The sequence below is a fragment of the Blautia sp. AM23-13AC genome, assembly GCF_003435675.1.
Classification (GTDB): Bacteria; Bacillota; Clostridia; order Lachnospirales; family Lachnospiraceae; genus Fusicatenibacter; species Fusicatenibacter saccharivorans.
This window is the reverse complement of the sequence record NZ_QTUL01000008.1, coordinates 109169-123547: the sequence shown is the minus strand read 5'-3', so window position 1 is coordinate 123547 and position 14379 is coordinate 109169. Positions and strand designations below refer to the sequence as shown.

Below are 14379 nucleotides of genomic sequence, written 5' to 3'. Positions count from 1 at the left end.
GTGCCGTATCATTCCATCATACCATTTCGAAACAGTAAAAACCAGAAAAAAGTAATGAGAGTACATAACAAAGAAAAGGAGGACATCATGCGGATTAAAAATCTATTTCGAAACAGCTTTTTCAGTATGTTTTCGCAGTTTGCACTCCTGATTCTTGGATTTTTCAGCCAGCGGGCGATGAATCTGTATATGGGTGCGGAACTTGTCGGCATGAACGGAGTCATTTCCAATGTTATCAACATCCTGTCCGTGACAGAGCTCGGCATTTCGACAGCCATTGTTTATCATCTGTACGGAGCACTTGCAAGGAAGGATGAGCATGAGATTGCATCGCTGATGAACCTGTACCGGAAGGCGTACCGTATTTTTGCGGTGATTGTATTCACGGCAGGAATGCTGCTGCTTCCGCTGATTCATCTGTTTATGAAAAACAACAGCTACTCCCTGACGTATATTCGGATCTTGTACGCTATGTGGCTGATTCGTACGGTACTTTCCTATCTGCTCACCGATCGAAAATCGCTCTTAATTGCGGATCAGAAGGAATACATTGCGAGTATCGCCGGCCTGATTTTAAATGTTGTAAGCTATCTGGCGATTATTCTTCTTGTGACATATCAGCAGAATTATCTTCTGGCACTTGGCATTGGGATTGTGACAGAGGTGATGCTGAACATCTGGATTAACTGGTATGTGGAACGGAAATATCCGTTTCTTCATCAGCTGCAGAAAGAAAAAGGTTCCGCTTTCTTTAAGGAGCTGATCTTAAAGGATCTGAAAAACGTGTTTATCTCCAGGGTTTCGGACAAAATGCTGAACTGTACCGATAACCTGATTATTTCCGGGTTCATCGGCGTCGGCACAGTAGGACGGTATGCAAACTACAGCATGATTACGCAGGCGATTATCAATATTCTTACGATTCTGGCCAACACGATTCAGCCGACCATCGGAGATTACTTTACCGAAAAGAATTATCGGCGGAACTATGAAATTCTGCGGCAGCTGACCTTTGTGTTTTTCTGCATTTCTTCCGTTGTGGCCGCCGGACTTTTTTCACTGATTACTCCGTTTATCTGCGATATCTGGCTGAGTCCCGCGTATGAGCTTGGATGGGGAACAGCAGTGCTTTGTATTGTGGTGCTGCTGATCAAAATCACGGGACTGCCGCTCAGTCTTATGATGGGGGTAACAGGACTGTTTGAAAAAGAAAAAAATGCAGGCGCATCAAGTGCGGTTCTGAATCTGGTCGTATCGCTTGCACTTGTAAGACCATATGGCATGACAGGAGTCCTTCTTGGAACCTTACTTTCCTATTTGCTGCAGATCTCCTATCGCTACGTTATCTTTTTCCGGGATTTTCTGGGAATGAAAGAGGAAGCGATACGCTATGCGAGGGATCTGGGCGAATACACTGCGGTGATGATCCTGGAAGTCGCAGTGACGCGAAGGATCATACCGTTGATCTATGGAAACGGTGGAATGACGCCATTTATCTTCTGTTTTGTCCTCTGTATTCTGGTGCCGCTGGCACTAAATGGTGTGTTCTTTGGAAGAGGCTGGAGACTCCAGAGTATTGTGAAAATGGTGCGGGGAATGAAAAGAAGCGGAAGCAGATGATTTTTTGTGGCAGCCTGTCATTTGCAGGCTTACCGCCCGGAAGAAATTTTGCGAAAAAGTGCCATGATACGCCAGAAAAACGGGCGGATGGGGCGCAGGAACAGCCAGAGAGAGGAAAGCATGCGGTAGACCGGATGAGAGACAGAAAACGATTTCCCGTTGCGCACAACACCGGTCAGCTTCCCACGGATCTGATCCGGGCGGAGCGGCCCTTCGATTTCGGTCTGATTGTCCCCGACCAGATAAAAGCCATCCGAAGTGATACGGCAGATCCGGTGAAGTACAAGGATGCCCTGTTCGCGGCGGTAAAGAATGATATCGCCGCGGCGGAGAAGATGAATCGGATACGCCTCAATGACGGCCTCATCCCGTCCGGGATGAAAAAGCGGATACATGCTGTAGCCCTGCGGCTTCAGCCGGATCGCGGAGCCGTCTTTTAAGAGCTGTTCAATGTCGTAGGTATACATATGGAAACTCCGTTCTGAAAAAAAGATAGATTTATTATAGCATCTCTTTTCCGGAGCGAAAAGACAGAAAGGAACAAAAAATGAGAATCAGAAGACAGGAAGGATATCTGCTGCAGAAAATCGGAAAAACCGTTTATCTTTTGCCCTATGGACAGAAAATTGCAGACCAGAAGCGTGGAATGGAACTGAATGAAACGGCTCTGAGGTTATGGGAGATGCTGGAACAGCCGCAGACGGTGGAAGCACTGACAGACAAGATGGCCGCATATTATGAGATCCCAAAAGAGGAGCAGGGAGAACTGGCGAAGGATATAGAGGCATTTGTACAGGAACTGCTTGTATTTGGCGCTGTGCGCCGGGAACTGGGCTGTCCGAAGGGAAGCTGTGAGGGGCGGCTGCATATTGCGGGAATAAAAATCGAAGTCTATGGAGAAAAAGGATGCATTCCGAAGCAGTTTGATGCATTTCGCATGACAGATGGCGGAAATCCGGAGAAAGCAATCCCGGATCTTATCCTGGAACTGGCAGAACGTCTGCCAGGGAGCCGTCAGAATGGAACCATTCTGATCCGCAACAGGGATCTGACGGTTGCCATCTGGGAGGAGGGCTATGTTTTCCGGTTCGATACACTGAAGAATATTTACGAAATCTGGATGAAAGAAGACGGCAGTTATGCGCGGATTTATTATCGCTGCCCTATCAACGAGGAAGAGCAGGATTCCCTCTTCCTTGCAATCCGCCCGGTATTTCTGTTTCTGGCGCAGCGAAGGGGAATGTTTGCACTGCATTCGGCATCCCTTTTGTATCTTGAAAAAGCCTGGCTGTTTTCCGGTCCGTCGGGGATGGGAAAATCAACCCACACGGCACTCTGGAAAAAATTGTTTGCGACACCGTTTCTGAACGGGGATCTGAACCTGATCGGAAAAGAGGGAGAGAAATTCGTTGTCTATGGCATCCCGTGGTGCGGAACATCAAAAATCTTTACGACGGAGAAAAAAGAGCTGGGTGGAATTGTACTGTTGGAAAAGGCGCCGTCGGAAGAACTGGTTTCTCTGACAGAAGAACAGAAAACGCTCCGCGTGATGCAGCGCATGATTTCCCCACCCTGGACCGCAGAGCTGATGGTAAAAAATTTAAAATTCGCAGAAGCGGTTGCAAAGGAAAAGCCAGTTTACTTCCTGCGATGCACAAAGAATGACACAGCGGCGGAAACGATACGGCGGCAGATCGAGGAGGATGAAAAAAGGCAGAAAGCAGGATCGGACGATTGTATGAAAAATATGAAAAAAAGGATTCCAAAGGAACAGGCGCAGGAGGATGAATCATGAAGGAGCTTCGGCAGAAGATAGGGAAATACCTTCAGGCAGAAATGCTGCAGAAGATGTGGAAGGAATTTCGCTGGATTTTTCAGTACGCCAGAAGGTACTGGAAAGCCATGCTTTTTTATACGGCGCTTGGCATTTTCGGAACCGGTGTTTCACTGGCATCGAGTGTGATCTCAAAGGATCTTGTCGATATCATCACAGGCCACCAGACAGGAAAGCTGATTCAGACCTTTGCGCTGATGATAGGATTTTCCTTTGGAAATACCCTGATTTCCCAGGCGACCAGTTATGCCTCGACGATGATTAACCTGAAAGTAGACCGGGAAATCCAGAATGACATTTTTGAAAAAATTCTGGTGACGGACTGGGAATCCTTAACCACTTATCACACGGGCGATCTGGTTACACGCTGGAGCTCGGACGCATCGAACATTTCCGGAGGTATTCTGAACTGGCTGCCGAATCTTGTGATTTACACGGTAAAATTTATCAGTGCACTGGCAGTTGTTGTTCATTACGATCCGACATTTGCAGTCTTTGCACTGCTCGGAATCCCGTTCAGTGCCCTGCTGTCGCGCCCGCTGCTGCGGCGTATGACAAACAACAATCAGCGGAGCGCACAGATGAGCGCGAAGCTGTACGGCTTCAACCAGGAGGCATTTTCCAACATTCAGACGATTAAGGCATTCGATATGATCCGTTTTTATGTAAATCGTTTGAAAAATCTGCAGCAGGACTATATCAAAATGCGGCTCGATTTCCAGAAAATGTCCATTGCAACATCACTTCTGATGACGCTGATCAGCTACGTTGTTTCCTACAGCTGCTATGGCTGGGGAATTTACCGTGTCTGGAGCGGAGCAATTTCCTATGGAACGATGACCATGTTTCTGTCCCTTTCCGGTACGCTGACCGGTGCGGTCAACTCTTTGGTGAGTCTTGTGCCGTCGGCGATATCACTCGGCATTTCAGCCGGCCGTTTGATGGATATCGTAGAGATGCCGCAGGAGGATTACAGTGCGGATGGCGAAGTAGAATGGTTTGCGGAGAAATATCAGTCGGGAGGCATCGGACTTAAGATGCAGGATCTTTGCTATACGTATCACACAGGGACGGAAGTGTTTTCGAATGCTTCGATGGAAGCGTGGCCGCATGAGATTATTGCACTGGTTGGCCCGTCGGGAGGGGGGAAAACAACCATGCTCCGCCTGATTTTGTCCCTGCTGCGTGCGCAGGAGGGGGAAGCCTGGATCGGTGCAGGAGAGGAACCATCGCAGAGGCTTGCCCTGTCGCCGTCTACGCGAAAGCTGTTTTCCTACGTGCCGCAGGGAAACACGATGTTTTCGGGAACAATAGCGGAAAATATGCGGAATGTGAAGCCGGAAGCTACAGACGAGGAGATCATAGAAGCATTAAAACTGGCATGTGCCTGGGATTTTGTGGAAAAACTGCCAGACGGTATTGAGAGTATGGTGAAAGAACGCGGTGGCGGATTTTCAGAAGGGCAGGCACAGCGGCTTTCGATTGCGCGCGCATTGCTTCGGAAATCACCGATTTTGCTGCTGGATGAAGCAACCTCAGCACTTGATGTGGCGACAGAGAGGAAGGTGCTGAACAATATTATGACGGATACGTATCCGCGAACCTGCATTGTAACGACACATCGGCCTACGGTACTCGGGATCTGTACGAGAGTGTATGCGATTCGGGATAAGAAGTGCGAAGTGGTGGGTGAAACGGAGATCGCGGAGATGGAGAAGGATTTTTAAAGATAAAAAAAGAAAAAGCAATGGGGACGCACCTCATTGCTTTTTCTTTTGATAACTTGCTGAAGATGAATCGGTAATTTTAGCACTAACAACCGCAAGACCTGGCTCTGAACAGTTATCAAAGTTTTTAGAGCAGGTTTGCTTTTTAGTTTACCGAGTAGGTGAAGCCGGTCATCTTCAGATCGTCGATGCTGGTTCCGTGATTTAAATGGATACCAATCGTCAGCGGATTTGTTGCTGTGCTGGCAAAGGTAAACGTAGCAGTCTTTCCGGAGCAGGATGCCTGTACAGATGCATCATCCGTTTCCGCCTGATCAACCGTGTCGTTGAACGTAATGTTCAATGTGATCGTTCCGTTAATACCTGACCAGTCTGCCATTGCAAGACCTTTACCGCCATTTGTGCCCCAGCGATCCCACACGCCGTGGTAAGTAACATTCAGAGTTCCTTGGCCGCTTGCCGCATAAACGCCTTCTGCCATTCCGGTGTCGATAGAGACAACAGGTTTTTTATAAGTTTTAGTCATAGGTCAGTAATTTCCTTTCTTGTGAAAATTCTTTTTATTACAAAATTATTATAGAAATAAAATCACACACATGTCAATAGATCTGAGGTAAAAAATTACAATTTTAATTAAAATACATGTTGCTTTATAATCTGTCACGTGAACGAACAGAAAAACAGTTTTTTATTTCTCAAACTGTGATTTTTCCGGAAACAGGATAGAAAATGCATGGTTTAATTCCTGTTTTACTTTTTCATATGGGATTTCAAAGTTGCTGTCGTTGATACAAATACATTTTGACTTCTGCTTCGTAATCGTCTTTACCAGCTCCGGGTTTTCCGGCTGCAGATTAAAGTATCGGCAGAATTTATGAATATTCTTTGGAACAAAATTTCCGATCAGCTTCTGATATTCCCGCAGAACATACTGGCTGATATCTTCTTTATGACGGAAAGGATGGCAACAGACATGATGCAAAAGCTCTTCTTCGTTTTTCCAGAAGAAACGGTAGGACTCTTTTTTTAGCGGGGATGGTCCGTGTACGGTATAAAATCCGGTAAACCGCGGAAATGCCATTTCCAGAAGATTATATCCGAAATACATCAACGGATAGCCGGGATGAAAATATGCGCCCGGCTGTTTCTTCATATTTTCCCGTTTATCGAAATATTTGGCGAGAACCATCGCATTGTTCAGATAGACATACGGCATAATCTGGTCATCTGCATTTGCAACATCTGGCTGAAGCGCAAGCATGTCAACAGGTCTTTCGTCTCTAAAAAAATCTTCCGGAGAAACTTTTTTTATGAGAAACATATCATCATTGAAATAAACAAAATTTTCTGTCAGCCATTCAATGCGATGAAAATTCCACTCAATCGGATGGGAACTAAAGGTAGGAAGAAATTCCGCAGGAATAAAATCCTCGTGCCGCACAATATGCAGTTTGGGATGCTCTTCCTTTAACCATTTCGGCAGATGCCCATAGGTTATAAAATGAATTTGGTTGACCCATGGTGCAAATGTTTCAACACCACGGAACCAGTATTTCAAAATATCCCAGTCGCGATATCTTGCGGTACTGTTATCCAGAGATTCATCCACAAAGATTCCCTGCTTTCTTAAGGTTTCCTGCCGCTGCATGTCCCAGACAGGATCTGACCCGTCTACCCATGTAATCACAAAATCAATTTTAGGAGTTTTCATTTGCTGTGATCCTTTCGTACAGTGTTATGTGTGGCTTGTTTGTATTATATTAAAAAAATTACAAAAACTGATATTTGTATAATTTTATCACAACATGTACTGGCGTACAATGAAAGAGTGGTGAAAGAAGGTTGACGTTCTGTATATTATGGCGACCTGATGCTGTTTCACCTGGTGATTGGTGCAATGTATCTGGCGAAGGAAGAGATGACATATGAAGGAAAAAATGTTTCTGTGGTCAGAAAGCTGCTGAAACAGTATGGGTCAGATCCGTTTGTTCGAAAAACCCTGACGATACGGAATTGCCTGCATTACGCAGTTCAAATCAAATCGGTATTCTGGAAACTATTGAGCTTCACCCTCGTATTATTTTTACGTATTCACGCATATGGTTTTTTGTCAGCTATCCTCGTTTTCATGTCCCGGCTTGGAATTGACAGTCTGTAGATGATTCCTGACAAATCTTTCTTTTTTCTGAATGTTTTTAACTTTGCTTGTTATTTTTTCATCATTATAGTATGATGAATACAACAGCCAATTTTTTCAGAAAGGGGGAAAAACGCATGGGTATTACAGCTTACCTGCCGGTTTATTGGCTGATCGCACTCGTCGTTTTTTTAGTGATTGAAGCAGCAACACTTGGTCTTGCGACGATCTGGTTTGCAGGTGGGGCGCTTGTTGCTTTGATCGCTGCCATGTGTGGAGCCGGGATTGTAATTCAAATTGTACTGTTTCTTGTTGTATCGCTGGTACTTCTGTTTTTTACACGTCCGCTTGCCGTTCGCTTTCTGAATAAGGATACACTGAAGACGAACGTGGACCGTGTGGTTGGCATGGAAGGAGTCGTGACGGAGGAAATCTCCAATCTTGCGGGAACCGGAAAGGTTTCGCTTGGAGGAAACATGTGGACTGCGCGTACAGAGAACGAAGGAGGTACGATTCCCGTGGATGCAGTCGTTACGGTGCTCCGTGTGGAAGGCGTCAAGCTGATTGTAAAGGTCAAAGAAAAAGAAGGAGGAAATGAAACATGAGTGGTGGAGGAGTTGCAGGAATTTTATTGATTTTGCTTCTTGTGGTTGCATTGTTTATCGCAGCATCGTGTGTGAAAATTGTACCGCAGGCCAGTGCTTACGTGGTAGAGAGCCTTGGAAAATACAAGGACACCTGGGCAACCGGTCTTCATTTTAAGGTTCCGTTTATCGAGCGTGTAGCGATTCGCGTAAACCTGAAAGAGCAGGTGGTGGATTTCCCGCCGCAGCCGGTTATCACAAAAGATAATGTTACGATGCAGATTGATACCGTTGTATTCTTTCAGATTACCGATCCGAAGCTGTTTGCATACGGTGTTGTCAATCCGCTGATGGCAATTGAAAACCTGACGGCAACAACGCTTCGAAATATCATTGGAGATCTGGAGCTCGATGAAACGCTGACATCCCGTGAGATCATCAACACGAAGATGCAGGCTGCGCTTGATATCGCGACCGATCCGTGGGGAATTAAAGTAAACCGTGTCGAGCTGAAAAACATTATGCCTCCGGCAGCCATCCAGGAAGCAATGGAGAAACAGATGAAGGCAGAGCGTGAACGCCGTGAAGCAATCCTGATTGCAGAAGGAGAGAAAAAATCGACCATCCTTGTTGCCGAAGGTAAAAAACAGTCGGCCATCCTCGATGCAGAGGCTGAAAAACAGGCGGCGATTCTTCGTGCAGAGGCAGAAAAAGAGAAACGGATCCGTGAGGCAGAAGGCCAGGCAGAGGCAATCCTCAAAGTACAGCAGGCAAATGCCGATGGTATCCGTGCGATCAAAGAAGCCGGTGCGGACGATGCCGTTCTTACCTTAAAGAGCCTTGAGGCACTTGGCGTTCTGGCAAATGGAAAGGCAACAAAGATTGTTGTTCCGTCCGATCTGCAGGGACTGGCAAGTCTGGCTACCACATTCAAAGGTATTGTGGAGGAGCAGAAAGTGCCGGCAGGAAAAGAAGTGCAGAAGTAAAATAGAGATAAATCGATAAGAAAAAGAGAATTCTCCCACAGAAAGCGTGATGCCGGATGTGGGAGATTTTTCATGGACAGCGAACAAAAGTCCGCAGTTACAAGAGCCCCCGGTGACAGCCGTGATAACGGGAAAAATGGAAAGAGAGTGTTTTTAAAGTGCATAAAAATGCATATTATATGAATATTATAAAGAAAATACGCAAAAATATACATTTTCCTCTTGACAGATGAACAGGCCTGTTTCATAATAGAGAATATTCAAGGAAACCAAGGGGCAAAAAACCTTTTGACCCAACATCACAGTATAGGAAATAATAAAATACACCATATGCAGATATAAGGAGGAACAAGCCATGGATTTAAAAGGACGCGATTTTCTGACATTGAAGGATTTTACACCGGAAGAGATTGCCTATCTGCTGGACCTGTCCGCAGAGCTGAAGGAGAAGAAAAAGAAAGGCATTCCGGTGGATACCCTGCGTGGTAAAAACGTTGCACTGATTTTTGAGAAAACCAGCACCAGAACCCGCTGTTCCTTCGAGGTAGCTGCACACGATCTCGGTATGGGAACAACGTATCTGGATCCGATCGGTTCCCAGATCGGCAAAAAAGAGAGCATTAAAGATACAGCCCGTGTTCTTGCCGGTATGTATGAGGGAATTGAGTATCGTGGATTCGGTCAGGAGATTGTAGAAGAACTGGCAAAATATTCGAAAGTTCCGGTATGGAACGGACTGACGAATGAGTATCATCCGACCCAGATGCTTGCCGACATGCTGACGATCCAGGAAGAATTCGGCCATTTAAAAGGCATCAAATTCGTTTACATGGGCGACGCCCGCTACAATATGGGAAATTCCCTGATGATTGCATCTGCCAAGATGGGAATGGATTTTGTGGTCTGTGCACCGAAGAAATACTTCCCGAACGCAGAGCTTGTGGCTCAGTGTGAGGAGTATGCAAAGGAGAGCGGTGCAACCATCACCCTCACCGAGGATGTAAAAGAGGGAACAAAAGATGCCGATGTTATCTACACCGATGTCTGGGTATCTATGGGTGAGCCGGACAGCGTATGGGAAGAGAGAATCCACGATCTGACTCCGTACCGTGTCACAAAAGAAGCAATGGCAAATGCAAAAGATACCGCCGTATTCCTGCACTGTCTGCCGTCCTTCCACGATTTGAAAACAAAGATCGGAAAAGAGATCCACGACCGCTACGGCCTGAATGAGATGGAAGTAACCGATGAAGTATTTGAATCTGCGCAGTCGAGAGTATTCGAAGAAGCAGAGAACCGTATGCATACGATCAAAGCAGTTATGGCAGCGACCCTCGGAGCATAAAGTTTTGGGTGGAAAAACCGGAATAGACTGTGTATAATAGAATAACGAAGAAACACGCACAGCAGCGCTGCGGAAAACTCTTCCGCAGCGCTGCTGTTGATTTTACGAAACGAAGAAAGCGTGCTTCTTATGTGAGAAAGCGACACGAGGAGTGTGAAGATACGATATGCTGGAAAATAAGAGAGCCGAGACGCTGCGTCTTCTGCGGGAATCCGGAAAAAATGTTTCCGGACAGGAGCTGTGTGAACATTTTGGGATTTCCCGCACCGCAGTATGGAAGATGATGAATCAGTTGAAAGAAGAAGGATACGAAATTGAGGCTGTTCAGAATAAGGGATACCGTCTGTTAAATGAGCCGGATCTCGTAACGAAGGATGAGCTGGAAAGCCGCACGCATACGAAATATGTCGGACAGACGGTTTATTACAGCCGCGAGGTGGATTCGACAAACACGTGGGCGAAGCGGCTGGCGGAAGAGGGTGCGCCGAACGGCACCCTGACAACAGCCGAGACGCAGACTGCCGGAAAAGGCCGCCGCGGCAGAGTCTGGAAATCACCGGAGGGAACCTCTGTTTCGATGTCGATTCTGCTGTACCCGGATCTTGAGCCGGCCAAAGCACCGATGCTGACGATTGTAATGGGACTTGCCGTAGTGCAGGGTGTGCAAAAAGCGCTCGGTGTCGATACGAAAATCAAATGGCCGAACGACGCGGTGCTGAATGGGAAAAAGCTCTGTGGGATCCTGACAGAGATGAGTGCACAGATCGATTACATCAATTATGTTGTCATCGGAACCGGAATCAATGTCAATCAGATGGAATTTCCGGAAGAAATCGCGGAGATTGCGACCTCACTGGCGATAGAAATGGGTCATTCCGTCAACCGGGCGAAAGTGGTCGCAGCAGTGCTGGAGGCATTTGAGGAGGACTATGAAAAATTCCTGGAAGCAGGGGATCTCTCCGGGCTGAAGGAAGCATATGAGGCTGTGCTTGCAAACAAAGACCAGCCGGTGCGTGTACTCGATCCGAAGGAACCGTTCGAGGGCGTTGCACTTGGCATCACGCCGACCGGTGAGCTGCGCGTGCAAAAAGAGGACGGAACGATCACTGAGGTGCATTCCGGCGAGGTTTCGGTGCGAGGCTTATACAGCTACGTATAGAGAGACCGGAAAAGGAAGAGAAAGGAAAAATTATGTATTCAGATAATGAAAAAGTAGTGCTCTGCGGAGCAAGTGCATACGAACAGAAATATTATTTTAACCAGGATTTTGCATCCCTGCCACAGTCTGTGCAGGATGAGCTTCATGTCATGTGTGTTATGTTTACGGTGGAAATCGGCGGTATTTTTACCATGTGGTTCGACAGCGACGGAAGTCTGCAGTTTGAAACAGAGGCCGTAGACGCAGATGCGATGTACGACGAGATCGGCGGCGCGCTTCGGATTAAGCAGTATCAGGAAGAAAAAAAGGAGCTGCTGGAATCCCTGGAGCTGTATTACCGTGTCTTCTTCCTCGGTGAGGAGGTGCCGGAGGAGGCGCTGATGGAAGAGGACGGAGAGAAGCCGAATGGAAAATAAGAAACGTACACTGCAAAAGATGCCGCCACTGAAAATCGGAAACGTGGAGATGCCAAACCCACTCGTGCTTGCACCGATGGCGGGGGTGACGGATCTGCCGTTTCGTGTTCTGTGCAAGGAGCAGGGCGCGGGCCTGATCTGTATGGAAATGGTGAGCGCGAAGGCAATTTTATATAAGAATAAAAATACCGAGGATCTGATGACGATCGATCCGGGTGAGCATCCGGTGTCCCTGCAGCTTTTCGGCAGTGATCCGGAGATTTTGGGGCAGATTGCCGCTCAGATCGAAGAAAGGCCGTTTGATATTCTGGATTTTAACATGGGCTGTCCGGTGCCAAAGGTTGTCAATAACGGCGAAGGCTCGGCCCTTATGAAGGATCCGCATCTGGTGAGGGAAATCGTGACAAGCATGGTAAAGGCAGTGAAAAAGCCTGTAACCGTAAAGATTCGAAAGGGCTTTAACGAAGAATCGGCGAATGCTGTGGAAATTGCGAAGATCCTCGAGGACTGCGGAGTGGCCGCAATTGCGGTTCATGGAAGAACGAGAGCGCAGTTTTATTCCGGAAAAGCAGACTGGGATATTATCCGCCGGGTAAAAGAGGCAGTATCGATTCCGGTTATCGGAAACGGCGATGTGACAGATGCGGCAAGTGCCGAGGCACTGGTGGAGCAGACCGGCTGTGACGGAATCATGATCGGACGCGGCGCGGAAGGAAATCCGTGGATTTTTAAACAGATTCTTCATTATATGGAAACAGGCGAAACGCTTGCAAGGCCGACCCAGCATGAGGTAAAAGAAATGATGCTCCGCCATGCACGGATGCAGGTGGAATACAAAGGCGGCGCGATCGGCATCCGCGAGATGCGCAAGCATGTTGCATGGTATACGGCAGGCTTTCCGCACTCGGCAAAGCTGCGCGCGGCGATCAATCAGGTGGAGAGCCTGCAGGCGCTGGAACAGATGCTGAATGAGTGGGAACGAGGATAAAAAATAAGTCAAAAAAGTACCTATGATATGCCAATATTGATATATCATGGGTGCTTTTTCTGTGCTATACTGATAAACAGAGGTATTGGGACAAAAAACACTAAAGAGGGAGTGTAGTGTATGACTATCAAGGAACTTTTCGCACCGTCCGACATGACGGTGGGAAAGCCGTGGGAAAAGATTGTAGCTTTTACAATCCCTATGCTGATCGGCAACATTGCCCAGCAGCTCTACAACACGGTTGACAGTATTGTGATCGGAAAATATGTCGGGGACAATGCGCTTGCGGCAGTTGGAAGCGCCAGCCCGATCTTAAACCTGCTTCTGGTTCTGTTCGTCGGAATTTCCGTCGGCGCCGGCGTCATGGTGTCACAGTATTTTGGAGCAAAACAAAGAAAAGAGCTTTCGATGACGATCGGAAACTGCGTCACGCTGACAGCAATTTCCTCCATCATTATTATGATTCTGGGAGCCGTCCTCTCAAGGCCGCTGCTGGAAATGCTGAAAACACCGGATTCCATCATCGACTGGTGTACATCGTATCTGGTGATCCTGATGGTGGGCTGTGCCGGCAGTGCGTACTATAACATTCTATGTGGTATCCTTCGCGGACTCGGCGATTCGATTTCGGCGCTGATTTATCTGCTGGTGGCAACGGTCATCAACATTGTATTGGATATTGTATTCGTTTCCCAGTTCCACATGGGCGTTGCCGGAGTTGCATACGCGACCGTGATTGCGCAGGCAATTTCTGCAGTACTCTGCATGTGGCGTCTGATGCGTATGACCGACATTTTTGATTTCAGACCCAAATACCTGAAAATGAAAAAACAGTATTCGATGGAAATTATCCGCCTTGGTCTGCCGTCCGGTATTACCCAGGCGATCTTCTCCATGGCGATGGTTATCGTACAGTCGCTGACCAACAGCTTCGGTGAAATGGTTATCGCCGCGAATGTTATCATCATGCGTGTCGATGGCTTTGCAATGATGCCGAACTTTTCGTTTGGTACCGCGATGACAACGTATGCCGGTCAGAACGTCGGCGCACGCCGTATGGACCGCGTAGAGCAGGGTGCAAAACAGGGAACACTGATTGCAGTCGGAACCTCAACGACTATTACCCTTTTAATTGTTATTTTCGGCCATCATCTGATGGGAATCTTTACGAATACCACAGAGCTCGTAACATTAAGTGCCAATATGATGAAGATCCTTGCGGTCGGCTATATTGCCATGGCAGTAACACAGTCGCTTTCCGGCGTCATGCGTGGAGCAGGCGATACGATGACCCCGATGTGGATTTCGATGGTTGTTACCGTTGTAATCCGTGTGCCGCTGGCATACGGTCTGGCCTTTCTGACCAGAACGCCGGAGCTGCCCAACGGACGATATCAGGTACTCTGGATTTCCATGCTGGTAAGCTGGTGCATGGGTGCGCTTCTGACGCTGATTTTCTATAAAAAAGGAAATTGGAAAAAGAAAGCACTGACAGGAAGCTCATCCGAAAAATAAAGGAAAAATAAGAGAAAGATGCAGGAAGGATTTGTGAAAAAGAAAATCTTTCCTGCGTTTCTTTTTTT

13 protein-coding genes are annotated in these 14379 nt (G+C 47.2%); 10 read left to right on the top strand and 3 right to left on the bottom strand.

Going from position 1 to position 14379, the window contains the following annotated elements; translation table 11 throughout:
* Positions 1–87 precede the first annotated feature (87 nt).
* A complete protein-coding gene (locus tag DW642_RS10565) occupies positions 88–1620 on the top strand; it encodes a lipopolysaccharide biosynthesis protein (RefSeq protein WP_158555016.1) in 1533 nt (510 codons plus the stop codon).
* 29 nt (positions 1621–1649) lie between these two features.
* Here the strand turns inward: DW642_RS10565 and DW642_RS10560 are convergent, their stop codons facing one another.
* Positions 1650–2087, bottom strand: coding sequence for a S24/S26 family peptidase (locus DW642_RS10560; protein WP_117510138.1), 438 nt, complete (start codon positions 2085–2087; stop codon positions 1650–1652).
* Positions 2088–2167: 80 nt separating this feature from the next.
* Between DW642_RS10560 and DW642_RS10555 the strand changes: the two genes are divergently transcribed.
* The gene (locus DW642_RS10555) at positions 2168–3415 is read left to right on the top strand and encodes a PqqD family protein (RefSeq protein WP_117510137.1); all 1248 of its coding nucleotides are present in this window, start codon (positions 2168–2170) and stop codon (positions 3413–3415) included.
* On the top strand, positions 3412–5181 hold the full coding sequence (locus tag DW642_RS10550; RefSeq protein ID WP_117510136.1) for a peptidase domain-containing ABC transporter: 1770 nt from the start codon (positions 3412–3414) through the stop codon (positions 5179–5181). Before DW642_RS10555 ends, DW642_RS10550 begins: the two co-directional genes overlap by 4 nt.
* Before the next feature lie 145 nt (positions 5182–5326).
* On the opposite strand, the gene DW642_RS10545 is transcribed toward DW642_RS10550, so the two are convergent.
* Both DW642_RS10545 and DW642_RS10540 read right to left on the bottom strand, forming a co-directional pair.
* Entirely contained in the window at positions 5327–5707 is a 381-nt protein-coding gene (locus tag DW642_RS10545) for a hypothetical protein (protein WP_117510135.1), read from the bottom strand.
* Between the two features lie 162 nt (positions 5708–5869).
* Entirely contained in the window at positions 5870–6892 is a 1023-nt protein-coding gene (locus DW642_RS10540; protein ID WP_117510134.1) for a stealth family protein, read from the bottom strand.
* A gap of 563 nt (positions 6893–7455) precedes the next feature.
* Here DW642_RS10540 and DW642_RS10530 point away from each other — a divergent pair.
* The 7 genes from DW642_RS10530 (at position 7456) to DW642_RS10500 (ending at position 14311) form a co-directional block, all read left to right on the top strand.
* Positions 7456–7923: an NfeD family protein gene (locus DW642_RS10530; RefSeq protein ID WP_117510132.1), complete on the top strand. Its 468-nt coding sequence runs from the start codon at positions 7456–7458 to the stop codon at positions 7921–7923.
* Entirely contained in the window at positions 7920–8888 is a 969-nt protein-coding gene (locus tag DW642_RS10525; RefSeq protein WP_117510131.1) for an SPFH domain-containing protein, read from the top strand. Before DW642_RS10530 ends, DW642_RS10525 begins: the two co-directional genes overlap by 4 nt.
* A 355-nt stretch (positions 8889–9243) precedes the next feature.
* Positions 9244–10233: an ornithine carbamoyltransferase gene (argF, locus tag DW642_RS10520; protein ID WP_117510130.1), complete on the top strand. Its 990-nt coding sequence runs from the start codon at positions 9244–9246 to the stop codon at positions 10231–10233.
* A gap of 166 nt (positions 10234–10399) precedes the next feature.
* Entirely contained in the window at positions 10400–11392 is a 993-nt protein-coding gene (locus tag DW642_RS10515; RefSeq protein ID WP_117510129.1) for a biotin--[acetyl-CoA-carboxylase] ligase, read from the top strand.
* 32 nt (positions 11393–11424) lie between these two features.
* A complete protein-coding gene (locus tag DW642_RS10510; protein WP_117510128.1) occupies positions 11425–11808 on the top strand; it encodes a DUF6145 family protein in 384 nt (127 codons plus the stop codon).
* Positions 11798–12796 (top strand): tRNA dihydrouridine synthase DusB, encoded by a 999-nt coding sequence (gene dusB / locus DW642_RS10505; RefSeq protein WP_242991169.1) that lies wholly within the window; start codon positions 11798–11800, stop codon positions 12794–12796. The genes DW642_RS10510 and dusB overlap by 11 nt, the downstream gene beginning before the upstream one ends.
* A 120-nt stretch (positions 12797–12916) precedes the next feature.
* Positions 12917–14311, top strand: a complete 1395-nt coding sequence (locus DW642_RS10500) for an MATE family efflux transporter (protein WP_117510127.1) — start codon at positions 12917–12919, stop codon at positions 14309–14311.
* Positions 14312–14379 lie beyond the last annotated feature (68 nt).